Source organism: Halomonas terrestris (genome assembly GCF_049166755.1).
Taxonomy (GTDB): domain Bacteria; phylum Pseudomonadota; class Gammaproteobacteria; order Pseudomonadales; family Halomonadaceae; genus Halomonas.
The window spans coordinates 32,844-56,528 of the sequence record NZ_JBMHFZ010000017.1 but is presented as its reverse complement, the minus strand read 5'-3'; the positions used below and the strand labels follow the sequence as shown (position 1 = coordinate 56,528).

Annotated in this window: 19 protein-coding genes; 11 read left to right on the top strand and 8 right to left on the bottom strand. The window is 68.8% G+C overall.

All coding sequences use genetic code 11. The features are described from left to right. Positions 1-271: 271 nt before the first annotated feature. Positions 272-973 (bottom strand): MliC family protein, encoded by a 702-nt coding sequence (locus ACOMD9_RS15375; RefSeq protein WP_421416589.1) that lies wholly within the window; start codon positions 971-973, stop codon positions 272-274. Positions 974-1,075: 102 nt separating this feature from the next. After that, on the bottom strand, positions 1,076-3,373 hold the full coding sequence (gene metE, locus ACOMD9_RS15370) for a 5-methyltetrahydropteroyltriglutamate--homocysteine S-methyltransferase (protein ID WP_421416587.1): 2,298 nt from the start codon (positions 3,371-3,373) through the stop codon (positions 1,076-1,078). Positions 3,374-3,476: 103 nt separating this feature from the next. On the opposite strand from metE, the gene ACOMD9_RS15365 reads away from it, so the two are divergent. Next, a complete protein-coding gene (locus tag ACOMD9_RS15365; RefSeq protein WP_421416585.1) occupies positions 3,477-4,391 on the top strand; it encodes a LysR family transcriptional regulator in 915 nt (304 codons plus the stop codon). Here the strand turns inward: ACOMD9_RS15365 and ACOMD9_RS15360 are convergent. Then, on the bottom strand, positions 4,378-5,994 hold the full coding sequence (locus ACOMD9_RS15360) for an ATP-binding protein (RefSeq protein WP_421416582.1): 1,617 nt from the start codon (positions 5,992-5,994) through the stop codon (positions 4,378-4,380). The two genes, ACOMD9_RS15365 and ACOMD9_RS15360, sit on opposite strands and share 14 nt — an antisense overlap. 3 nt (positions 5,995-5,997) lie before the next feature. Next, on the bottom strand, positions 5,998-6,711 hold the full coding sequence (locus ACOMD9_RS15355; RefSeq protein WP_421416580.1) for a winged helix-turn-helix domain-containing protein: 714 nt from the start codon (positions 6,709-6,711) through the stop codon (positions 5,998-6,000). Between the two features lie 356 nt (positions 6,712-7,067). Between ACOMD9_RS15355 and ACOMD9_RS15350 the strand changes: the two genes are divergently transcribed. The 4 genes from ACOMD9_RS15350 (at position 7,068) to ACOMD9_RS15335 (ending at position 12,455) form a co-directional block, all read left to right on the top strand. Further along, entirely contained in the window at positions 7,068-9,956 is a 2,889-nt protein-coding gene (locus tag ACOMD9_RS15350) for a ribonucleoside-diphosphate reductase subunit alpha (RefSeq protein ID WP_421416578.1), read from the top strand. A gap of 175 nt (positions 9,957-10,131) precedes the next feature. Next, entirely contained in the window at positions 10,132-11,370 is a 1,239-nt protein-coding gene (locus tag ACOMD9_RS15345; RefSeq protein WP_421416576.1) for a ribonucleotide-diphosphate reductase subunit beta, read from the top strand. A 254-nt stretch (positions 11,371-11,624) separates the two neighbouring features. Then, positions 11,625-11,954 carry a hypothetical protein gene (locus ACOMD9_RS15340; RefSeq protein WP_421416574.1) on the top strand — a complete coding sequence of 110 codons (330 nt, stop codon included), beginning with the start codon at positions 11,625-11,627 and terminating at the stop codon, positions 11,952-11,954. 291 nt (positions 11,955-12,245) lie between these two features. Further along, positions 12,246-12,455, top strand: a complete 210-nt coding sequence (locus tag ACOMD9_RS15335; protein WP_421416572.1) for a DUF3565 domain-containing protein — start codon at positions 12,246-12,248, stop codon at positions 12,453-12,455. Positions 12,456-12,506: 51 nt separating this feature from the next. On the opposite strand, the gene ACOMD9_RS15330 is transcribed toward ACOMD9_RS15335, so the two are convergent. After that, the gene (locus ACOMD9_RS15330; RefSeq protein WP_421416569.1) at positions 12,507-12,686 is read right to left on the bottom strand and encodes a PLDc N-terminal domain-containing protein; all 180 of its coding nucleotides are present in this window, start codon (positions 12,684-12,686) and stop codon (positions 12,507-12,509) included. Between the two features lie 257 nt (positions 12,687-12,943). Between ACOMD9_RS15330 and ACOMD9_RS15325 the strand changes: the two genes are divergently transcribed. Continuing rightward, entirely contained in the window at positions 12,944-13,585 is a 642-nt protein-coding gene (locus ACOMD9_RS15325; RefSeq protein ID WP_421416566.1) for a DUF1326 domain-containing protein, read from the top strand. 104 nt (positions 13,586-13,689) lie between these two features. Then, positions 13,690-14,499, top strand: a complete 810-nt coding sequence (locus tag ACOMD9_RS15320) for a DUF2182 domain-containing protein (protein ID WP_421416565.1) — start codon at positions 13,690-13,692, stop codon at positions 14,497-14,499. On the opposite strand, the gene ACOMD9_RS15315 is transcribed toward ACOMD9_RS15320, so the two are convergent. Further along, the gene (locus tag ACOMD9_RS15315; RefSeq protein WP_421416563.1) at positions 14,496-15,170 is read right to left on the bottom strand and encodes a cupin domain-containing protein; all 675 of its coding nucleotides are present in this window, start codon (positions 15,168-15,170) and stop codon (positions 14,496-14,498) included. The genes ACOMD9_RS15320 and ACOMD9_RS15315 overlap by 4 nt on opposite strands. Before the next feature lie 169 nt (positions 15,171-15,339). On the opposite strand from ACOMD9_RS15315, the gene ACOMD9_RS15310 reads away from it, so the two are divergent. After that, complete coding sequence (locus tag ACOMD9_RS15310; protein ID WP_421416561.1) at positions 15,340-17,166, top strand: monovalent cation:proton antiporter-2 (CPA2) family protein; 1,827 nt, start codon at positions 15,340-15,342, stop codon at positions 17,164-17,166. 7 nt (positions 17,167-17,173) lie between these two features. Here ACOMD9_RS15310 and ACOMD9_RS15305 read toward each other — a convergent pair whose 3' ends face one another. Beyond that, positions 17,174-19,483: an ATP-dependent DNA helicase gene (locus ACOMD9_RS15305; protein WP_421416559.1), complete on the bottom strand. Its 2,310-nt coding sequence runs from the start codon at positions 19,481-19,483 to the stop codon at positions 17,174-17,176. Further along, positions 19,480-21,171, bottom strand: a complete 1,692-nt coding sequence (locus ACOMD9_RS15300; RefSeq protein ID WP_421416557.1) for a VRR-NUC domain-containing protein — start codon at positions 21,169-21,171, stop codon at positions 19,480-19,482. The genes ACOMD9_RS15305 and ACOMD9_RS15300 overlap by 4 nt, the downstream gene beginning before the upstream one ends. Positions 21,172-21,343: 172 nt before the next feature. Here ACOMD9_RS15300 and ACOMD9_RS15295 point away from each other — a divergent pair, with 172 nt between their 5' ends. The 3 genes from ACOMD9_RS15295 to ACOMD9_RS15285 all read left to right on the top strand — a co-directional run bounded on the left by ACOMD9_RS15295 (position 21,344) and on the right by ACOMD9_RS15285 (position 23,669). Then, complete coding sequence (locus ACOMD9_RS15295; protein WP_421416555.1) at positions 21,344-22,180, top strand: transporter substrate-binding domain-containing protein; 837 nt, start codon at positions 21,344-21,346, stop codon at positions 22,178-22,180. 68 nt (positions 22,181-22,248) lie between these two features. Beyond that, positions 22,249-22,923 carry an amino acid ABC transporter permease gene (locus tag ACOMD9_RS15290; protein WP_421416553.1) on the top strand — a complete coding sequence of 225 codons (675 nt, stop codon included), beginning with the start codon at positions 22,249-22,251 and terminating at the stop codon, positions 22,921-22,923. After that, positions 22,920-23,669: an amino acid ABC transporter ATP-binding protein gene (locus ACOMD9_RS15285; protein WP_465249814.1), complete on the top strand. Its 750-nt coding sequence runs from the start codon at positions 22,920-22,922 to the stop codon at positions 23,667-23,669. The genes ACOMD9_RS15290 and ACOMD9_RS15285 overlap by 4 nt, the downstream gene beginning before the upstream one ends. The last annotated feature ends 16 nt before the right edge of the window (positions 23,670-23,685 follow it).

Here is a 23,685-nt window from a genome sequence, read left to right as displayed (position 1 = left end):
ATCTCCTTGTGTCGTTAACAGGATAATGATCGCCATGATAGATGCATTTTTTGCCATAAAAAGCGCAAAAATCCGCACCCGCCGTTCGATAAAAACGAAAGCACGACTAAGCGAGCCTGAAGCCCATTGGCGCGTCGCGAGCGAACACGGGTCGCGTGCGGCCGGAGCGCAGTTTCCGGAGTTGACTGTGTGCTCAATGAGGATACGACCGGGCCGGCGCACCGGCACCGCCCGCGCGAGAGCTGTGGAGCGCAGCAGCGCCCATGGTGCTTCAGGGGGCGATGCCCTGGCCGCAGCCCCGATACTGCTCCCCGTCCACGCTCAGGGTCACCCGTGCCGGGAAGGGCTCGCCGCTCATGTCGTCCAGGCAGGCGCCGGCCTCGATGCGCAGCTCGAAGGGGGTGTCACCCCGGCCGCTGGCCAGGACCACTCGGCCCGCCTCGTTGTCCAGGGCGGTGACCCGATAGGGCAGGGTCTGCTGGCGGGTACCGTAGTCCAGGGTCAGGGTCGCCTCGGGCCGGTCGTGGGCGAGACTCGCCGTCCAGCCCGGCTCGTTGCCGCGCCCCAGGAACATCACCCCCGGCCGCTGCTGGCGGGTCAGCGCCTGGCGCCGCATGTGGGCCCGGCACTCCAGCCGTCCCCGGGACGTCTCCACGATGGCGCCGTCGCCCTTGTTCCAGAAGCTGACCCGGCCACCCTCGTAGCGAGCGCCACTGGCCACCACGGCGGGCTCCAGCCGCCAGGCGCCATGGGCCGACCAGAGCCGCAGCTCGCCCTCCGGCGCGGCCGTGACCAGCGCCTGGTCGGGGCTGCAGCGCCAGGCGGTGAAGCTGTCGGCGCCCCCGGGGAAGAGCACCGAGGGGAGCAGCGGCGCCTGGGCTCCCGAGGTGATCGGTGCCGGCGGCGTGGCGGTGGCACAGCCACCCAGCAGCAGGGTCAGCCCGAGGGCGGCGGGAGCGAGAAGGCGGGACATGGCATCTCCTTGCGAGGGTGGGGATTCCTTGACCTGCCGAGCATACCAGCCGCCGTGGCGCCCGGCTGCTACCGCTGGCTCAACGCTGCCAGCCGCCCCCTGTCAGCCATGGCGCTGGCGCAGCACCCGCGCGGCCTCCACCATGTTGGCCAGCGCCGGCTCCACCTCGGCCCAGCCGCGGGTCTTGAGGCCGCAGTCCGGGTTGACCCAGAGCCGCTCCAGCGGAATGCGCTCGGCCGCCTTCTCCATCAGCCGTACCATCCAGTCCACCTCGGGGATGTTCGGCGAATGGATGTCGTAGACCCCCGGACCGATCTCGTTGGGATAGGAGAACTCGCGGAAGGCATCGAGCAGCTCCATGTCGGAGCGCGAGGTCTCGATGGTGATGACGTCGGCGTCCAGCGCGGCGATCGAGGCGATGATGTCGTTGAACTCCGAATAGCACATGTGGGTATGGATCTGGGTCTCGTCCCTGACCCCGGCCGCCGACAGCCGGAAGCACTCCACGGCCCAGTCGAGATACGCCTGCCATTCGCCCTGGCGCAGCGGCAGTCCCTCGCGGAGCGCCGGCTCGTCGATCTGGATGGCCCGGATGCCGGCCGCCTCCAGGTCCCGCACCTCGTCGCGCAGGGCCAGGGCGATCTGGCGACAGGTGGTCTCGCGGGGCTGGTCGTCGCGCACGAAGGACCACTGCAGCATGGTCACCGGGCCCGTCAGCATGCCCTTCATGGGCTTGTCGGTGAGCGACTGCGCGTACTGGCTCCAGCGCACCGTCATCGGGCCGGGGCGACTGACGTCGCCGAAGATCACCGGCGGCTTGACGCAGCGCGACCCGTAGCTCTGCACCCAGCCATAGCGGGTGAAGGCGTAGCCCTCGAGCTGCTCGCCGAAGTACTCGACCATGTCGTTGCGCTCGGCCTCGCCGTGCACCAGCATGTCGAGCCCCAGCGCCTCCTGGCGCGCCACGGCGTCGGCGATCTCCTCGCGCATGCGCGCCTCGTAGGCCTCGGGCCCCAGCTCGCCGGCCTTGAAGGCGCGCCTGGCCGCCCGGATCTCCGCCGTCTGGGGGAAGGAGCCGATGGTGGTGGTGGGGAACAGCGGCAGCTCCAGCCCCCGCCGCTGGCTGGCTGCCCGCGCCGGATAGGCACCGCCGCGTTCGGCGTCGGACGCCCTCACCCGGGCCAGGCGCTCGACCACCGCCGGTCGATGGATGCGCTGCGAGTCCCGGCGGGCCTGCAACGCCAGGGTGGCGGCCTCGACGCGCTCCCGGTCCTGGGCCGTGGCGCGGCCGTCGAGCAGCCGGGCGAGGGTCACCACCTCGTCGAGCTTCTGGCGGGCGAAGGCCAGCCAGCTCCGGAGTTCGGCATCGAGCTCGGTTTCGGCGGCGAGGTCCACCGGCACGTGCAGCAGCGAGCACGACGGCGCCAGCCACAGCCGCTTGCCCAGGCGCATGCGGGCCGCCGCGAGACGCTCGTGCAGCAGCGCCAGGTCGGCCCGCCAGATGTTGCGGCCATCGATGGCACCCACCGACAGCACCTTGTAGGCGGGCAGGCGATCGAGCACGGTGTCGAGCTGCTCCGGGGCGCGCACCGCGTCGATGTGCAGTCCTTCCACCGGCAGCTTGACCGCCAGGTCGAGGTTGTCGCCCAGGCCGCCGAAGCAGGTGGCCAGCAGCAGCTTGACCGGCGCGCGACCCAGCACGCTGTAGGCGGCCTCATAGGCCTGCTGCCAGTCGCGGGGGAGATCCTGCACCAGGGCCGGCTCGTCGAGCTGCACCCACTCCACGCCCTGCTCGGCCAGCCGCGCGAGGATCTCGCCGTAGACCGTCAGCACCGCGTCCAGCAGGCTCAGGCGATCGAGCCCCTCGTCCCGGGCCTTGCCCAGCCACAGCCAGGTCAGCGGCCCCAGCAGGGTGACCTTCACCGGGTGACCGTCGGCCCGGGCCTCCGCCACCTGGTCGAACAGCCGCGAGCTTGCCAGGCGGAAGGCCTGGCCGGCGTGCAGCTCGGGCACCAGGTAGTGGTAGTTGGTATCGAAGTACTTGGTCATCTCGCAGGCCGCTGCCGGTGTCCCGGTCGGTGCGCGCCCCCGGGCCATGCGGAAGGCGGTGTCGAGCGTCACCTCGCCGCGGGCCACCTCGTCGTCGGCGGCGAAGCGTTCCGGCACCGCACCGAGCAGCACCGAGACATCGAGCACCTGGTCGTAGAAGGCGAAATCGCCCACTGTCACCAGGTCGAGTCCTGCTTCGCGCTGGGCCGCCCAGTGGCGCTGGCGCAACGCCCGGCCGGTGGCCTCCAGGGCCTCGAGGTCGATCTCCTCCTTCCAGTAGGCCTCGGTGGCCCGCTTCAGTTCGCGGTCGGCCCCGATGCGCGGATAGCCGGAAATATGAGCCAGAGTCATGATGCAATCCTTTCTTCATGAATGATGCGACAAAGTCTCGCTGGCCCTGAATGGTGAATCAAACTAAACTTGCTAATCTTTAAAGTGAAAAAAGCTCACACAAATGCTCGAATTCCGCCACCTGCGCACCCTGATCGCCCTGCGTGACGCCGGCTCCCTGGTCGAGGCCGCCGAGCGCGTGCACCTGACCCAGTCGGCGCTGTCGCACCAGATCAAGGATCTCGAGGAGCGGCTGGGCAGCCCGCTGTTCGTGCGCAAGACCCGACCGGTGGAGTTCACCCGGGCCGGCCAGCGCCTGCTCGCCCTGGCCGAGCAGGTGCTGCCCCAGGTGCGCATGGCCGAGCGCGACCTGGCCCGCCTCGCCGGCAACGAGCAGGGACGGCTGCACATGGCCATCGAGTGCCACAGCTGCTTCCAGTGGCTGATGCCCACCATCGACCATTTCCGCGACCACTGGCCGGAGGTGGAGATCGACATCCCCGGCGGCCACCACTTCGATCCGCTGCCGGCCCTGGCCAGGGAGCAGCTCGACCTGGTGATCACCGCCGATCCCCAGCCGCTGCCCGGCGTCCACTACGAACCGCTGTTCCGCTACGAGGGGCTGCTGGCGGTGGCTCGCCAGCACCGCCTGGCGGGCCGGCCCTTCGTGCTGCCCGAGGACCTGGCCGAGGAGACCCTGATCACCTACCCGGTGGAGCATTCGCGGCTGGATATCTTCACCCAGTTCCTCGACCCCGCCGGGGTGCGCCCCAGGGAGGTACGCACCGCCGAGCTGACGATCATGATGATGCAGCTGGTGGCCAGCGGCCGCGGGGTCTGCGCCCTGCCCAACTGGGCATTGACCGAGTACCTGGAGCGCAGCTACGTGAGCGCCGTGGCGCTCGGCGAGAAGGGCATGTGGAGCACACTGTTCGCGGCGATCCGCGAGGAGACCCGCGAGGCGCCCTGGATGGAGGACTTCCTGCGCACCGCCCGGGAGACCTCCTTCGCGGTGCTCGAGGGCATCAAGCCGGCGTGACGGCCCGGCGTGGCAGCAGCAGGGTGAAGCGTGCGCCTCCCAGCTCGGGGCTGTCGTCGACGGCGACGCTGCCCCCGTGCCAGGTCATGACCTTCTGCACGATGGAGAGTCCCAGCCCATACCCCCCGGAGCTGCGGGTACGGCTGTCGTCGAGGCGGGCGAAGGGCTTGAAGACCTCCAGTCGCTCCGAAACGGGCACGCCGGGGCCGTCGTCCTCCACGTCCATACGCACCAGGCGCGGCTCGGAGTGCAGGCGAATCAGCACCCGGCTGCGGGCATGCCGGCAGGCATTGGCGACCAGGTTCTGCAGCGCCCGCTGGAGATAGCGGGGCTCGGCGCGGATCTCCACTTCCGGCCCCTCCTCCAGCGCGATCTGCAGGTGGCCATGCAGCGGGCTCAGGCTGTCGATCACCCGCTCGGCCATGGCCCGGCAATCGACCAGCGAGGTGTCCAGCTCCATGCCGTTGGCCGACTCGCTGCCCAGTCGGGCATAGGTGAGGATCTCGTCGATCAGACCGTCGAGCTCCTCGATGTCGCCGTCGATACCCTGCAGCTGACGGCGGATCGCCGGGTCATCGGTCATGTCGTCGACCATCTGCACCGCGAAGCGGATCCGCGCCACCGGGGTGCGCAGCTCGTGGGACACCGCCCGGATCATGTCCTGCTGGGCACGCAGCAGCGACTGCACCTGGGTGGCCATGCCGTTGAAGGCCATGCCCAGCCGCCCCAGGAAGTCGCCGCTCTCCACCTTCACCCGGGTGTCGAGCTGCCCGCCGGCGATACGCGTGGCGGCCAGTTCCAGCCTGGCCATGCGCGCCTCCACCCCCCGCACGATCAGGTAGATGATCGCCGCCAGCACGCCGAGCAGGATCACCAGCAGCAGCAGTTGCAGGGAGGCCGGCATCGGCTCGAAGGCCTGTACCGGCCCGATGGCGAGCCAGCGGGCCTCCTCGTCCGGGTCGGGCAGCTCCAGGTACATCGACATGGACCAGCGCCCCGGCAACAGGCGAATCACCACCTCGCCCTCGGCCAGGCGCGAAAGCTGGCGGGCATCCAGTCCTTCCGGCGCCCTGTCGGTCAGGGTCACCGGGATGCCGCCTCCCGTGACCAGCGCCAGCCGGCGCTGCCGCTCGGCCCCCCGCACCTCGCCCAGCCACTCGCCGAGCAACTCGGTGAGCCCGCGCAGCTGCTGCTCGCTCAGGCCCGCCAGGTCGACCTCCAGCAGCCAGTCACCGCCGGGCAGCAACCGCTGCAGGCGCCAGCCGTGCTCGCCCCGGGAGGCGACCAGCACCCGGCCGCTCTCCAGCCGGGTACGGTCGAAGTAATTGAGCATCAGGGAGTCGACGGGATAGAGGGTCGGGGTCATGTCGAGGCGCTCGGCACGCTGGTTCAGCCACGCCTCGCGCTCCTCCCGGGGCTGCTCCGAGAGCTTCTCCACCAGCAGGCGCATGGGCACATCGGCGAGCCGCTCGCGATGGTGCTCGCGACGCACCTGGTCGACCATGGCCAGGCCCAGCATGGCCAGGCCGAAGGTCAGCAGCAGGGCCAGTGCCAGCAGCACATAGACGCGCAGGAAGGTGCTGTCGGCCAGTGCCCGCCGCATGGATCAGCTGTCCCTGACGAAGAGGTAGCCCTTGCTGCGCACCGTCTTGATGCGATGCGGCTGGTTGGGGTCGTCACCGATCTTGGGGCGGATCCGTGAGACGCGCACGTCGATGGAGCGATCCTGGCCGTCGTACTTGATGCCGCGCAGCTGGGAGAAGATCTCCTCGCGGGTCAGTACCCGTCCCGCATTGCTGGCCAGCAACCACAGCAGGTCGAACTCGGCGCTGGTCAGGTCGATGCGATCCCCCTCCAGCCAGGCCTCCCGGGTGGCACTGTCGATCTCCAGGTTGCCGAAGGTGAGACGCGTCTCGCCCCCCGGCTCGCTGGGATCGGTGCGACGCAGCAGGGCCCGCATGCGGGCCAGCAGCACGCGGGGTTGCACCGGCTTGGGCACGTAATCGTCGGCACCCATCTCGAGGCCCAGCACCTGGTCCATGTCATCGGTTCGCGCGGTGAGCATCAGGATCGGGCCCGGGTAGTCGGCACGCACCCGGCGACAGATCGACAGGCCGTCCTCACCGGGCAGCATCAGATCGAGAATCACCAGATCCGGCTGCAGCGCCAGGATCTGTTCGACACCGCGTGCCCCGTCGGCCTCCAGCGTGACCCGGAAACCGTTGGCCTCCAGATAGTCACGGGTCAGCCCGGCAAGCCGCTCATCGTCCTCGATGATCAGCACATGATCCTGTTCCTGGGGTTCCAAGCTGTCATCCATCCTGTTGTATCCATCCTGATGGGCTGGTGATCGGGTTCGGCAAGCCACCCGCGGACGAGTCGATTACCGCCAATGGCTCAAGGATACCCGAAAACCAGGATTTCGCCTTCCCGAGACCCCGTGAGGTCGCCGGAAAAGGCCCAACCACGGGACCCGACAGGCCACCACAAAACTCTACCCGGATGGTCACAAGCCATCCACAGCTTATCCACTTGATGAGGCCGAAAAAGCACACTATCTTGTGTTTCGTCACGGCACGAACACCATATCCTGTGCCATAGCAATCGCTTCACCCGCTGTCAACAGCGACATCTCTCGCGCGTTTCATCGATAACCAGACAGGGACCCCCGGCGCCATGGATACCACCGCTACACCGGACAAGACGTCCGTCACCGTCACCGCACCCCGAACCCTCCGCGTCATCAAGCGCACCGGTGACGTGGTGCCCTTCGATGCCGGCAAGATCGCCGTGGCCATGAGCAAGGCGTTCATCGCCGTGGAAGGCGACAACGCCGCCACCTCCTCGCGCGTGCGCGACTTCGTCCAGCGCTCGTCGGAGGCCATCGCCCAGGCCTTCCTGCGCCGCATGCCCGACGGTGGCACCCTGCACATCGAGGACATCCAGGATCAGGTCGAGCTGGCCCTGATGCGCGCCGGCGAGCAGAAGGTCGCCCGCGCCTACGTGCTCTACCGCGAGGAGCATGCCCGCGCCCGCGCCGCCGCCGGTGGCGACATCGAGAAGCCGCACCCGACCCTGAACGTCACCCTGACCGACGGCACCGTCCGCCCGCTGGACCTGGGTCGGGTCGAGACCCTGGTGTTCGACGCCTGCGCGGAGCTGGCCAACGTCGATCCCCAGCGCATCGTCGAGGACTCCCTGAAGAACCTCTACGACGGCGTCACCATCGACGGCGTCTCCCAGGCACTGATGATGACCGCGCGCACCCTGGTGGAGAAGGAGCCCAACTACACCTACGTGACCGCACGCCTGCTGCAGGACAACCTGCGCCGCGAGGCCCTCTCCTTCCTGGGCGTGGCCGACGAGGCCACCTTCGGCGAGATGGCCGAGCTCTACGCCCCCGCCTTCGAGGCCTACGTGGCCCGTGGCATCGAGTTCGAGCAGCTCGACCCGCGGCTCGCCGAGTTCGACCTCGCGCGCCTGGGCGATGCGCTCGACCATACCCGCGACAACGCCTTCACCTACCTGGGCCTGCAGACCCTCTACGACCGCTACTTCATCCACCGGGACGAGGTGCGCTACGAACTGCCCCAGGTGATGTTCATGCGCGTGGCCATGGGCCTGGCGCTCAACGAGGACGACCGCGAGGCGCGCGCCATCGAGTTCTACGAGCTGCTCTCCAGCTTCGACTACATGGCCTCCACCCCGACCCTGTTCAACTCGGGCACCGTCAGGAGCCAGCTCTCCTCATGCTATCTCACCACCGTACCCGACGATCTGGACAGCATCTACAGCGCGATCCGCGACAACGCCCTGCTCTCCAAGTGGGCCGGCGGCCTGGGCAACGACTGGACCCCGGTGCGCGCCCTGGGTTCCTACATCAAGGGCACCAACGGCAAGTCCCAGGGCGTGGTGCCCTTCCTCAAGGTGGTCAACGACACCGCGGTGGCGGTCAACCAGGGCGGCAAGCGCAAGGGCGCGGTGTGCGCCTACCTGGAGACCTGGCACCTGGACATCGAGGAGTTCCTCGAACTGCGCAAGAACACCGGCGACGACCGCCGCCGCACCCATGACATGAACACCGCCAACTGGGTGCCGGACCTGTTCATGAAGCGCGTCTTCGACGACCAGGAGTGGACGCTGTTCTCGCCGGCCACCTGCCCGGACCTCCACGACCTCTATGGCGCCGCCTTCGAGCAGCGCTACGCCGAGTACGAGGAGATGACCCGTACCGGCCAGCTGAAGCTCTTCAAGCGGGTCAAGGCCAAGGACCTGTGGCGCAAGATGCTCTCCATGCTGTTCGAGACCGGCCACCCCTGGATCACCTTCAAGGACCCGTGCAACCTGCGCAGCCCCCAGCAGCACGCCGGGGTGGTGCACTCCTCCAACCTGTGCACCGAGATCACCCTGAACACCTCGCCCGAGGAGATCGCGGTGTGCAACCTCGGCTCGGTCAACCTGGCCCGGCACGTGGTGGACGGCAGGCTCGACGACGACAAGCTCAGGAAGACCGTGCGCACCGCCGTGCGCATGCTCGACAACGTCATCGACATCAACTACTACGCGGTGCCCCAGGCGAAGGACTCCAACTTCAGGCACCGCCCGGTGGGGCTCGGCATCATGGGCTTCCAGGATGCCCTCTACGCCCAGGACATCGCCTACGCCAGCGAAGAGGCCGTGGAGTTCGCCGACCGCTCCATGGAGCTGGTCAGCTACCACGCCATCGAGGCCTCCAGCGACCTGGCCGCCGAGCGCGGCCGCTACGAGAGCTTCGAGGGTTCGCTGTGGAGCCAGGGCGTGCTGCCCATCGACTCCATCGAGCGGCTCAAGGCGGAGCGTGGCGAGAAGTACATCGAGGTGGACACCTCCGCCACCCAGGACTGGCACCACATCCGCAGCAAGGTCGCCAGCCAGGGCATGCGCAACTCCAACGTGATGGCCATCGCCCCCACCGCCACCATCTCCAACATCTGTGGCGTGACCCAGTCCATCGAGCCGACCTATCAGAACCTCTACGTGAAGTCGAACCTCTCCGGCGAGTTCACCGTGGTCAACGCCCAGATGGTCAATGACCTCAAGGAGCGCGGCCTGTGGGACGAGGTGATGATCAACGACCTCAAGTACTACGACGGCTCGGCCCAGCCCATCGACCGCATACCGGACGACCTCAAGGCCAAGTACGCCACCGCCTTCGAGGTGGAACCCAAGTGGCTGGTGGAGGCCGCCGCCCGTCGCCAGAAGTGGATCGACCAGGCCCAGTCGCTGAACCTCTACATCAAGGGAGTCTCGGGCAAGAAGCTCGACGTGACCTACCGCATGGCGTGGTTCCGCGGCCTCAAGACCACCTACTACCTGCGCGCCCTGGGCGCCACCTCGGTGGAGAAGTCCACCGTCGACCGCGGCACGCTGAATGCGGTCAGCAGCGGTAACGCTCCGGCGCCCGTGCAGGAACCCTCGCCGGCGCCGGAACCGCGGGGCATCGAGGACTTCCTGAACGGCAAGGGCGGCCAGCGCCCACCCTCGGCCGGCGATATCGACGAGCTGGGCTGCGAGGCCTGCCAGTAATGCGCCTCCCCCTCTGCAGGAGCGCAGTTCACTGCGCGATTGGCGCCGACAGGCGCCCCGGGGCCTCCGCTATCGCGCAGCAAAGCTGCGCTCCTGCAGCAACATGAACACGCCGCCGGAGTGCAGCGAAGCTGCACTCATACAGGACATCCGGACCACATACCGGGAGAGACAGATGCTGAACTGGGACGAATTCCACGAGGACGAGACCGCGGTCGCCGAGCAGCCCAAGTCGGCACCCGCTCCGCAACCCGCCGCCGAGGCCGTGCGCGAGGAGAACGTGAGGGAGAGCGCCGGGCGCTATGCCGTGGCCGACCAGGACCGCCTGGCCCGGGCCCGCAAGTCGCTCGACGAGCTCGACGTGGCCGCCGGCCTGGAAGAGCTGGAGATGGGCGCGGCGCGCATCGAGGTCGACGACAAGCAGATGATCAATGCCCGCGCCGACCTCAACCAGCTGGTGCCCTTCAAGTACGAGTGGGCCTGGCAGAAGTACCTGGACGGCAGCGCCAACCACTGGATGCCCCAGGAAGTGAACATGAATGCCGACATCGCGCTGTGGAAGAGCCAGGATGGCCTGACCGCGGACGAGCGGCGCATCGTCGAGCGCAGCCTGGGCTACTTCTCCACCGCCGACTCGCTGGTGGCCAACAACCTGGTGCTGGCGCTCTATCGCCTGATCACCAACCCCGAGTGCCGCCAGTACCTGCTGCGCCAGGCCTTCGAGGAGGCGATCCACACCCACGCCTACCAGTACTGCGTGGAGTCGCTGGGCATGGACGAGGGCGAGGTCTTCAACATGTACCGCGAGGTGCCCTCGGTGGCCGCCAAGTCCGCCTGGAGCCTCAAGCATACCCAGTCGCTGGCGCGCCCGGACTTCAACACCGGCACGCCGGAGACCGACCAGGAGCTGCTGCGCAACCTGGTGGCCTTCTACTGCGTCACCGAGGGGATCTTCTTCTACTGCGGCTTCAGCCAGATCCTCTCCATGGGGCGGCGCAACAAGATGACCGGGGTGGCCGAGCAGTTCCAGTACATCCTGCGCGACGAGTCGATGCACCTGAACTTCGGCGTCGACATGATCAACCAGATCAAGATCGAGAACCCGCACCTGTGGACGCCCGAGTTCCAGGACGAGGTGACCCAGATGATCCTCGAGGGTACCGAACTCGAGATCGCCTATGCCCGGGACACCATGCCCCGCGGCGTGCTGGGCATGAACGCGGCGATCATGGAGGAGTACCTGCACTTCATCTGCAATCGCCGCCTGGCCCAGATCGGCCTCAAGGAGCAGTTCCCCGGCGCCCAGAACCCCTTCCCGTGGATGAGCGAGATCATCGACCTGCGCAAGGAGAAGAACTTCTTCGAGACCCGCGTCACCGAGTACCAGGTGGGCGGCGCGCTGAGCTGGGATTGAGCGAGGTTCCTGCCGGGGAGCGGCTCCCCGGAAAACGCTGACTGGAGGCATCGCCATGGTGGACCAGGAGACCCCGACCCTCGACGTGCGGCCCCCGGGCCGCCCGCGTCCACCGGCGATCCCCCGGCGGATCCACGGCTCCCGAACGCTTCGGGCCGACTCCGCCACCCCAGATGATGACGCCCTGTCCGGCCACGCCGGGCGGGGCGTTTTTCATGGCCCCGACAACAGGTACATCAACGGAGGGCATTACCATGCAAGTTGCTCGCAGCACTGCACCTCGCGACTCCCGGGCCTGGCAGTCCGCCCTGGATCGGGCGCTGGCCGCCCATGACAGCGAAGACGCCTTCGCCCACTACCCCCATGTGGCCTTCGCCTTCCCCTCGACGTCCCCCAACCCCTACTCGCGGGAGTATCCGCTGCTCAACTACCGGGAGCTGAAGGAGTGGGCGACCTCGCGGGGCTGGCAGGTCCGGCCGGCGCCGGAGCGCGCCCCCGAGGGCGAGAAGTACAGCCCGCCGGTACGCTTCACCCGGCTGCGCCGGGGGGCCGCAGGGGCCGGTGCCGGGCCGCGCTACCACTGAGCCGAGCGCCCGGGGCCAGCGGCCCCGGGCGCTGCGTGACGGGAGCGCGGCCCCCCCCCCGGCGCCCCAGCCGCTATTGTTCATCGCGTACGCAGGCGCTAACGTGAAGACCATACCCCGGCGGGTGAAAAGGAGCCTTCTCCCATGACGGAACAGAAGAGCATCATCAAGCGAGTCTACGTGCCCACTCATGTCCGCCAGCTCCCCAACGGCGAACGGGTGAGGGTACCGGGGCACTACCGGCCCCTCGACGGGAAATGAGCGACGCCGGCCCCGGCCACTAGCCTGGCCATGCGGCAGCCCATCATCGGCTACCACCGCGACGAGGAGGGCCACTGGGTGGCCGAGCTCGCCTGCGGGCACAACCAGCATGTCCGCCACCAGCCGCCCTGGACCGAACGTCCCTGGGTGACCAGCGAGGCGGGGCGGCGTTCGCGGCTCGGCCTGGCCCTCGAGTGCGTGAAGTGCGACCGGGGCGAGCCCCGCGACATGCCGGAATGACAGCGGGCCGTCCGGGAACGGCCCGCCGTGAAGCGTTGTCGGTACTGCCCCCTACCCCTTGGGGCCCAGCAACAGCCAGACGATCAGGCCCAGCACGGGGAAGAACAGCAGGATCAGGATCCACAGCAGCTTGGCGACACCCCCGGCGGAACTCTTGGCCACCTTGACGATGGCCCAGACCACGATGATCAACCAGATCAGGCCCAGCAGGCCACCCACTTCGATACCCATAATGCATGCTCCTTTGCAGTTCAATGGGATGCCCGGCCATGGATAGCATATCGTCATGACCCGGCACAATCGCTGGCCGACGCCAGCCTTTCTCGACGCCCCCCTGAGCCAAACGGACCGGTTGTGATGAGTTCGGCCCTTACCCTCCCTGCCAACATGTTCCAGACTTGAAGATGGTGACAGGGACGCCGGCCATGTCATCCACTCGCGATGCCTTCATCGCACTGTCGAGCCGCCCGAGGGCGAAGGAGGACGAGATGTCTCCCGTAGACTGGAAGATCGAGGCCATCGACTTCACGACCTGCAACTGCGATTTCAGCTGCCCGTGCCAGTTCAATGCCCTGCCGACCCACGGCGACTGCCGGGCTGCGGTCGGAATACGCATCGAACGCGGCCACTTCGGTGATACCCCACTCGATGGGACGGTGTTCGTCGGCCTGCTCGCCTGGCCGGGCCCCATTCATGAAGGCGGGGGGCAGGCGCAGCTGGTCCTGGACGAACGCACGACGCCGGGCCAGCGCCAGGCGCTGACGGCGCTCTTCAAGGGCGAGGAAACCGAGCCCGGTGCCACCATCTTCAATGTGTTCAGCCATGTGATCGACACCTACCACGAGCCCCTCGTGACGCCCATCGACCTCCAGGCGGACGTGGAGGCGCGCACCGGCCGTATCGCCATTCCCGACCTCATCGAGGCCACCGGCGAGCCGATCCGCAATCCCGTGACCGGTGACCCCCACCGGGTCCGGGTCACCCTGCCGGAGGGTTTCGAATATCACGAGGCCGAGTATGGCAGCAGCTCGGTCAAGACCCACGCGGCGCCCATCCCGCTCGAATGGAGCGCGGGTCATGCCCACTTCGCCCGCGTCACCTGGACGCCACAAGGTGTCGTGAATGCCTGAGTGAAGCCTGAAGCGCCCCCGCCCGAGCCCAGGGCAGGACGGGGGCGGTGTCTCCGGAGAAGGCCGGGAGCATGTCCCTCGCGCCTGGCCGGGAGGAACGGGTCATGGAACTGGACAGAACCGTGGAGAAGCTCCTGCGCCGGGACCAGTGGGTGGTCCTTGCCCTGCTGGTCGCGGTGATCGCCGCGAGCTGGGCCTACCTGCTGGCCGGCGCGGGCACGGGCATGTCGGCCCTCGACATGACCCGGATGAGCGGGATGGCCACAGCGATGGGCGACATGGCACCGATCGAGACCTGGACGGCCGGTTACGGCATGGTGATGTTCATCATGTGGTGGATCATGATGATCGCCATGATGCTGCCCGGTGCCACGCCCATGATCCTGCTGTTTGCCGCGGTGAATGCGCGGCAGCGCGAGGCCGGCAATCGTCATGTGCCGACCACCAGCTTCACCCTGGGGTATGTGCTGGCATGGGGCGGTTTCGGCCTCGCGGCCACCGTCCTGCAATGGGCCCTGGTGCGCACCGGGTCGATGGCGCCGGGAATGGTCATCGACAGCCCGCTGCTGGGGGCGGGCGTGCTGCTCGCCGCCGGCCTGTATCAGCTCACGCCACTCAAGCGTACCTGCCTGCGGCACTGCCGCCACCCGGTGATGTATCTCGCCCGCCACTGGCGCTCCGGGCGACGGGGCGCGCTGATCATGGGCCTGGAGCATGGCGCCTACTGCCTGGGATGTTGCTGGTTCCTGATGCTGCTGCTGTTCTTCGGCGGGGTGATGAACCTGTACTGGATCGCCGGGCTGGCGCTGCTCGTGTTGCTGGAGAAGACCCTGCCCAGGGGACACTGGCTGGGGTACGGTGCCGGCCTGCTGCTGATCGCCGGCGGGACCTGGCTGCTGCTGCCTGGTCTCTAGCCGCGCTCGGCGGGGGCCAGGTGCCCCGTCTTGACATAGACGCGGGCCCCCTCCGCCCCGCTGACGGGCGCGTGCCGGCTGCCGGGGGGGCAGCGCAGCCAGCTGCCGGCCGGGTAACTGCCGTGCTCGTCGAGGAGGGTGCCCTCGAGCACCAGGATCTCCGCACCACCCCGATATTCCCGGGGGGCGAGGCGAACGCTCGGCTCCCAGCGCTCCAGCACGACGTGCTCGTCCCCGAAATCGTGCAGGGGCATCACCTCGAGCCCCTCCTCCGGTCCCGGCTGCCAGTCGGCCGTACGGGTATCGATGACCTTCTGCTCGGTGTCCGCCGGCGAGAACTGGTGCAGCTTGACGAAGATGGTCGCCCCCTGCTCGCCGACCCGCGGGGCATGGGCGGTACCGATGGGGTTGCGCAGGTAGCTGCCCGCCGGATAGCGGCCGTGCTCGTCGGCGAACTCGCCTGTCAGGACCAGGATCTCCTCGCCGCCACCGTGCTCGTGGCGGGGAAAATGGCTGTTCGGGGCATAGCGGACCAGCGAGGTGGCCCGTGCCACCTCCTCGCCGACGCGATCCAGCATCATCCGCTCCACGCCCGGTGTCGGCGAATCCACCCAGTGGTAGGCATCGGGCGTGACCACCGCACGCCGGGTAAAGTCGGCATTGAGTCGCATATTGCTCTCCTCCAGGCTGGGGCCCCGCGGCTGTCAGGATGTCAGACCCCGGGGCCGGGGGTGGCGTTCCCGCCTGGGGCCATCAGGCTGGCCCGGGGCTTGCTTGTCAATATGCGGCCCCCGCTCGGGTAGAATGGGGGTCCCCCTCGCCACCCCTAAGGAGTCGCCCTTGGCCGCCGGACTGCTGCTCAATGCCCTGATCTTCCTCGCCGCGGCGGTGCTGGTCGTGCCGGTCTTCAAGCGCCTGGGGCTCGGCGAGGTGCTGGGCTACCTGGCCGCCGGGGTGGTCATCGGCCCCTCGGTGCTGGCCCTGGTGCCGGACGCCGAGGGAGTGCTGCAGTTCTCCCAGGTGGGCATCGTCTTCCTGCTGTTCGTGATCGGCCTGGAGCTCAAGCCGGCGCGCCTCAAGGTGATGCGCAAGGCGGTGTTCGGCTTCGGCAGCCTGCAGGTGGCGGTCACCACCTCACTGCTTTCCCTGGCCGCCTGGTGGCTGGGGCTCTCCCCGGCCGCGGCACTGGTGGCGGGCTTCAGCCTGGGGCTGTGCTCCACGCCGCTGGTACTGCACCTGCTGGGTGAGCACAAGGAACTGCAGACCCGCCACGGCCGCCACGCCTTCGCCCTGCTGCTGTTCCAGGACCTGGCGGCGATCCCGGTGCTGGCGGCCATCCCGATCCTCGCCGCCGATGCGCTGATGGCCGACGGTGCTGCCCCCCTGCTGCGGGAGGTGGTCCTTGCCGCCGGTGCCTTCGCCGGGCTGATCGTCGGCGGCCGCTACCTGCTGCGGCCGCTGTTCCATTACGCCGCCGCCACCCGCAGCCGCGAGGTGTTCGCCGGCACCGCCCTGCTGGTGGTGATCGGTGCCGCCCTGCTGATGGAACTGGCCGGGCTCTCCATGGCCCTGGGGGCCTTCATCGCCGGCGTGCTGCTGGCCGACTCGGAGTATCGCCATAGCATCGAGGCCGACATCGAACCCTTCCGCGGGCTGCTGCTGGGGCTGTTCTTCATGGCGGTGGGGATGATGGCCGAGATCGACCTGCTCGCCGAGATGCCGTTGGCGATCCTCGGCCTCACCCTGGGCCTGGTGCTGCTCAAGGGGCTCTCGGTGGTGCTGGCCGCCCGCCTCTATCGCAGCAGCTGGAAGGAGGCCAGCAACCTCGCCGTGCTGCTCTCCCAGGGCGGCGAGTTCGGCTTCGTGCTGCTCTCCGCGGCAGCGGCCGCCGCCCTGCTCGACCCGGCCCTGGTCAGCCTGCTGATCCTGGTGGTCTCGCTCTCCATGGCGACCACCCCGCTGCTCTTCCAGCTGCATGTCCACGGCCTGCGACGGCTGTTCGGCACGCGACGCGCGAAACCGGCCTATGACCGCCCCGCCGACGAGTCGCCGGAGATCCTGATCGCCGGCTTCGGCCGTTTCGGGCAGATCATGGGGCGTGCCCTGCAAGGGCTGAAGATTCCCTATACCGTACTCGACATCAACGCCGACCAGGTGGCGTTCGTGCGCCGCTACGGCAACAAGGTCCATTTCGGCGATGCCTCCCGTACCGACCTGCTCGAGGCCGCCGGTGCCGGTCGCGCCAAGGTGCTGGTGGTGGCAGTGGGCGACCCCGAGGCCTCGATGCGCATCGTCGAGCAGGTCAAGCGGCGCTTCCCGCACCTCAGGCTCTACGCCCGCGCCCGCAATCGCTACCACGCCCACCTGCTGATGCGCGCCGGGGTCACCCATATCGTGCGCGAGCTGCTGCCCGCCAGCCTGGAGCTGACCCGCGATGCCCTGGTCGGCCTGGGCATCCCCCGCGACCAGGCCCAGCACACCATCGATACCTTCCGCCCCCATGACGAGCAGGCGCTGCTGCGCCAGCTCGAGGTGTTCGGCAACGAGAAGAAGCTGATCCAGACCATCCAGGAGGCGGCGCGCGAGCTCGAGGCCCTCTACGAGGCGGACGAGGACATCGCCACCCGCATGGAGGAAATCCCGCGCCACCGCGATCGAGGGCCGTGACAGGCCCTCAACCGAGCCGCCACCACTCGGGCAAGCGCGAGCGCACCTCGCGGCGGGCAAAGCGGTCGTCCATCAGCACCAGGGTGCCCCGGTCCCCGGGGCCACGGATCACCCGGCCGGCGGCCTGCACCACCTTGATCAGGCCGGGAATGCGGTACGCATAGTCGTCGCCGTGGCCGAAGCGGATCTCGAGGCGTGTCTTCAACGCCTCGTTGAAGGGGCCGGCAGGCGGCAGCCCCAGGGTGGCGATGAAGGCGCCGATCAACCGGTCGCCGGGCAGGTCGATGCCTTCGGCGAAGGCGCCGCCCAGCACCGCGAAGCCGATGCCGCGGCCGCCCGGCCGGAAGCGCCCCAGGAAGGCGTCGCGCTCGGTCTCCTGCATCCCGCGGGTCTGGGCCCAGACGGGTACCTCGGGATGCCGCTCACGAAAGCGCGCCAGCACCATCTCCAGATAGGCGAAGCTGCTGAAGAAGGCCAGGTAGTGGCCCGGCCGCCGGTGGTACTGCCCGGCCAGCTCGGCGACGATGGGCGCCGTGGAGCCTTCGCGATCGCGCAGCCGGGTCGAGATGTCGCCACGCACCCGCACCTCGAGCTGCTCCGCGGCGAAGGGCGAGGCCACCGCCTGCCAGACGCTGTCGTCCGGCAGCCCCAGCAGGTCGCGATGGTAGTGGCCGGGGGTGAGGGTCGCCGAGAACAGCACCGCGCAGTGGGCCGCGGAGAACCGCGGGGCCAGGAAGTCCGCCGGCACCAGGTTGCGCAGCCCCAGCACGGCCTGGCCACGCCCCCGCCGCGTCAGGTCGCACAGCGAATGCTCGCCGAACTGCTCGGCCAGGTGGCAGAAGGCCAGCACCTCGAACAGCAGCTCCTGGAGCTCGGCGCTGCCGCCCTCGGGGTGCTCCCCCAGGTAATCGGTGATGGCGACGACGGCCCGCTGCAGCGCCCCCGTCATTCCCCTGGGCACCCCGTCCAGGAGGCGATAATCGGGGCGTTGCCCATCGCCCTCCTCCGCCGAGCCCGAGTCGCGAACCAGCCGCTGCCACTGCCGGGCGATCCCGCCCAGGGGCCTGGCCAGGGCCGGCGGTGCCGAGCGGCGCAGCCGGTTGAGCCGACCCTGGTCGAGTTCGGCGCTGTACATGCCCCGCGCCCGCTCCACCAGGTTGTGGGCCTCGTCCACCAGCAGGCCGAGCCGCCAGTCGTTGGCCCGGGCCAGCCCGTGGAGCATGGCGTGGAGGTCGAACCAGTGGTTGACGTCCCCCACGGTAACGTCGCACCAGCGAGCGAGCTCCTGGCCCAGGTAGTAGGGGCACACCCGATGCGCCAGGGCCACCTCGCGCAGCGACTCGCGGTCGAGCCAGCCCCGCGCCACCGCCGCCCGGCGCGCCGCCGGCAGCCGGTCATAGAAGCCCGCCGCCAGCGGGCAGGCCTCGCCATGGCACGCCTTGTCCGGGTGCTCGCAGGCCGTGTCCCGGGCGACGAGCTCCAGCACCCGCAGCGGCAGCTGCCGGCACGCGGACGGCGCCTCGCCCGCCGGCGTCGCTCCGGCACCCAGCACCGCCAGGCTGTCCAGCGCCAGCCGCCGCCCCGGGGTCTTCATGGTCAGGAAGGCGATGCGGTCCAGCCCCTGGCGCGGCATGGCCGCGAGCATCGGGAAGAGGGTGCCGAGGGTCTTGCCGATGCCGGTGGGCGCCTGGGTCAGCAGGCAGCGTCCGGTGGCCGCCGCCTTGTAGACGCCCTCCGCCAGCTCGCGCTGTCCCGGCCGGAAGGCGGCATGGGGAAAGGCGAGCTCGCGCAGCGCCGCATCGCGACGCCGGCGATGCTCGGTCTCCTGCCCGGCCCAGGCCAGGAAGCGCCGGCACTGGGTCTCGAAGAAGGCCTGCAGCGACTCGGCCGTGGCCTCCTCGGTGAGCACCGTCTCGCGGCCGGTGGTGATCTCCAGGTAGACCAGCGCCAGGGTGAGGCCCTCCAGGCCCCGCGCGGCACACAGCAGGGCACCGTAGACCCTCGCCTGCGCCCAGTGCAGGGCGCGCTGGTTGGCGGCCATGCGCGACAGGTCGCCGCGATGGGTCTTGACCTCCTCCAGGCGATTGGCCACCGGGTCATAGCCATCGGCCCGGCCCCCGACGACCAGGCCCTCGAAGCGGCCCGAGAGCGGCAGCTCGGCTTCATACCCCTCACCGCGGCGCCCGGCCACCAGGGCGTGGCCGGCGATCCCCTCCCGGGCACTGGGCGCGGGGGTGAAGCGATGATCGAGGTCGCCCTCCCGGGCGGTGAAGTCGCACAGCGCCCTGACCGCGACCCGGTACTCGCCTGCGCTCATGCCGTGTCCCGCCAGCGGACATGGCACACCACGACGGGCATGCCGCGAGCGTGGAAGAAGGCCAGCCAGCGGCGCTGGTTGTCCTGCAGGCGGTCGCCGGGCCCCTTCACCTCGATCAGCCGGTAGCGGCGACCGGCGGCATCGGCTTCGGGAAGGAACTGGATCAGATCCGGCAGGCCGGCGCGGTTGGCCTTGAGATCGGCCAGCAGCCGCTCGAAGCAGGCGTGCAGGTCCGGCGCCGGGATAGCGTCGAGCGCCTGCTCGAGCAGCGGCTCGGTGAGCACGCCCCAGTGCACGAAGGGCGAGACGATGCCCTGCTTTTCGACCCAGGCATGCCGTATCGCCTCGCGGTAGCTGCCATCGTCGAGCCGGGCGAGGCAGGCGTCGAACAGCGCCCGACGACGGGCGACGAAGTCCTCCCGCCGGAGATCCGCCGGCCCGCCGTGGAAGGGGTGGAAGAAGGCGCCGGGCAGCGGGGCGAACACGGCCTCCCAGCAGAGCAGCCCGAAGAGCCCGGTCAGCAGGGTGTTCTCCACATAGTGGACCGGCGCCTCGGTGCGGTTCAGATGGTCGCGCACGGCGAGCTCGACACTCTCCGCGCGGCCGCCCAGTGCGAGATCCCAGCGCTCGGTGACGGGCTCGGGGAGACACGCCACCGGCGGCAGGCCCAGCCGCCGCCGCAGCCGCGGGCGCAGGCGCTCCAGCGCCTGGTGCTCCGCTTCACCGACCGATTCGAGGGCGGCCTGCTCGGCGAGCTCATGGGCGAGGGCATGCTCGCCCATCCGCTCCAGCAGGCGCAGGCGGCGGATGCGCGGCTCGCCTGGCCCGGCCTCGGCGTAGAGGGAAAGGGCCCGGTCACGCTCGCCCGCTCGCTCGGCGGCCACCCCCAGCTGCAGGAGCAGCCGGCTTCGACGTCCCGCGAGCCAGCTGTTGTCGCCGTTCACCGCTGGCAGCTCGGCGCGAAGCGCCTCGGGCGACTCGCCGGCATCCAGGCGCTCGCGCAGCCGATGCAGGGCCAGATAGGCGTCGACCTCCTCGCGGCACTGGAAGGCCCGCGACTCGGGGGTGAAGGCGACCCGCTCGAAGCGCTGCACCCCCAGCTCGGCGAGCACGAACTCGGCCCAGTCCTGGCGCAGGTTGCCGAAGAACATCAGCCGCAGCCGGTCGCAGGTCTCCATCACGGTGAGGCGCACGATGCGATCGGGTGCCTCGGGCCACCAGGCAGCCAGGCGGCGGCTCTCGGCAAGGCGCGGCGCCAGCGCCGCGAACAGCGCCGCCTTGCCGGTCGCGGCGGTCAGCCCGGCGGCGGCGATCTCGTCGGCCAGCGCCCGGCGCAGCTCGGGCAGGCGCAGCTGCCGGAAGAGCTCGTCGAGGGACAGCCCGGGATCGGGATCGACCCAGCCCAGCTCGGCCAGAGGTGCCAGCGCCGCCGCGCTGTCCCCGATCTCGGCATAGGCGAGCCTCGAGCGCCGGAAGTGCTCCCCCTTGCGCATCACCATGCGCACCAGCAACGCCCGGGAGGCAGGCGGCAGGGCCTCGAAGTCGGCCATGAAGGCCCGCTCCGAGGCGTTCAGCAGGTCGCCGTGCCGCTCGGCGACCCACGCCAGCACGAAGCGGAAGTTCACCAGGTAGTAGAGCGGATCATCCAGCGATGCCGTGACCCGGGCGGCGGGCTGAGTACTGTTCATGCATCCATGGTAGCAGGCCTGAAGCGACGAAGGCAGGAGGAGATCATGCTACGCATTCCGCCATCGCCGGGCCGCGGGGCGGATTTGACACCCCTTCACACGCCTACCTACGTTGAAGCTAGCGGTGCGGGCGATTTCAGCATCGAAACCCCTGACGAGGCCATCCAATACAATGAACAACAACCCCCTCAAGCTATTTCTGCTCTCTTCCGTTCTCGCAGGAGGCTCACTGAGCCTGAGTATCGCCCAGGCCCAGACTCTGGTCGCAGGGATCGAGGCCGCCTTCCCCCCCTGGGCCTATGCCGAAGGCGGAGAGTACAAGGGCATCGCGGTGGATGCCATGCGTGCCATCGCCGAGAATCAGGGGCTGGAAGTGGAGTTCCGCGATATGCCATGGCCCTCGCTGATTCCCGCTCTGGCCAACGAGCGCATCGACCTGCTGGTCACCGGCCTGAACGTGACCGAGGAGCGTAACGAGGTCCTGGACTTCACCATCCCCTGGTGGGAGAACGATGACGAGGTGCTGGTCAACATCGACTCCGAGCTGAATGTCGTCACCGCCCTGTGCTGTGGCGCCACCATCGGCGCCCAGGGCGGCTCGACGCAGAACAGCTGGGTAGAGGCCAACCTGGTGCAGAACGACGCCATCGATGTGACCCTGCGCAGTTACGAGGATTACGTGACCGCCATCGAGGACATGCGCGTGGGACGGATCGATTCGGTGATCGTGAGCACCGACACCGCCGAGGACTTCATCGACAAGGGCCGCGAGGTGCGCATCGCCGGTACCATCACCCAGGGCCAACCCCAGGCACTCGCCGTCTCGAGAGGCGACCCCAATGGCATCCTGGGCACTCTCAACCGCGGCATCATGGAGCTCTACGAGTCCGGGCAGTGGCAGGAGATCGTCCACTCCTACGCCCCCTATGCCACCATCCGGCAGATTCCCGCCACCATGCCGGACTACGTGCGAACCTATCAGGAACCCATCGCCGGCCTCGACGACTAGGCCACTCCTCGCGGCCCTCGCCGTTCAGCGGCCAGGGGCCGCCCTGACATCGGCTGGGAACTGCCTCGATGGTCTTCGACACCCTGGTGGCCGAATTTCCGTACCTGCTGCGCGGGCTGTGGATCGGGATTCAACTGTTGGCGGCGCTGCTGGCGCTGGGCTTCGTCCTGGGCCTGACCCTGTCGGTCATGAGCACCTACGGCCACTGGACGCTACGCCTTTTCGCGGTGATCTTCGAACGCATCTTCCGCGGCATTCCCGAGATCGTCCTGCTGCTGCTGTTCTTCTACGGGGTGGGCGAGCTGTTCCCCCTGTCGCCGTTCGTGGCGGCCGTGATCGCCCTGGGGCTGCGCTCCACCGCCTATCAGGCACAGATTTTCCGTGGCGCCATCCAGTCGGTGGCCGGCGGTGAAGTGATGGCCGCCCGGGCGCTCGGCATGTCGCGCTCGAGCGCCATTCTGCACATCGTGCTGCCCCAGGCGCTGCGTCGCTCCATCGGGCCCTGGACCAACGAATATTCCTCGGAGCTGAAGGCGACTTCACTGGCCTATGTGATCGGGGTGGTCGAGCTGACCCGCCAGGCGAGCTATATCGTCTCCAATCTGCAGGGCAACACCCTGACGGTGTTCGCGGTGGTCGCGGCGATGTACTTCGTGGTCAACCGCCTGGGCAATGCCGGCCTCTATGCCCTGGAGCGCAGGATGGCGATCCCGGGATTCGAAGGGCGTGGGAGCGAATCATGAGCGACACCCCGATTCTCAGCGTGCGCGACGTGCACAAGACCTATGGTGGCGTGGAGGTACTGAAGGGGGTCAGCTTCGACCTCGAGCGCGGCCAGTCGAAGATCGTGATCGGCCCCTCGGGGACAGGCAAGTCGACGCTACTGCGCTGCATCAACCTGTTGAGCCCTCCCGACAGCGGCACCGTCATCCTCGACGGGACGCGGGTGGAGGAGAAAGGCATCAACCAGGTCCGCGCCCAGATCGGCTTCGTCTTCCAGGAATTCAACCTGTTCACCCACCTGCGCGTGCTCGACAACGTGCGTCTGGCGCAGCGCAACGTGCTGGGCCGCTCGAGACAGGAAGCCACCGAGCGCGCCCTGGAGGAGCTCGAGCGCGTCGGTCTTGCCGACAAGCGAGACGCCTACCCCGCCGAACTGTCCGGGGGACAGAAACAGCGCGCCTCCATCGCCCGGGCACTGGCCATGGACCCCAAGCTGATCCTGTTCGACGAGCCAACCTCGGCGCTCGACCCGGAGCTGACCGGCGAGGTGGTACAGGTTATGAAGGACCTGGCCCAGGCCGGCATGACCATGCTGGTGGTCAGCCACGAGATGGGGTTCGCCCGGGCAGCCGCCGACGAAGTGATCTTCATGGAGGGCGGCGTGATCGTCGAGCAGGGGCCGCCCTCGCAGCTGTTCAGCCGGCCCGAGCACGCACGCACGTCACAGTTCCTGCAGATGATCACCCATGATCGACAGGACACCTGACCTTAGGGGAGCCCCG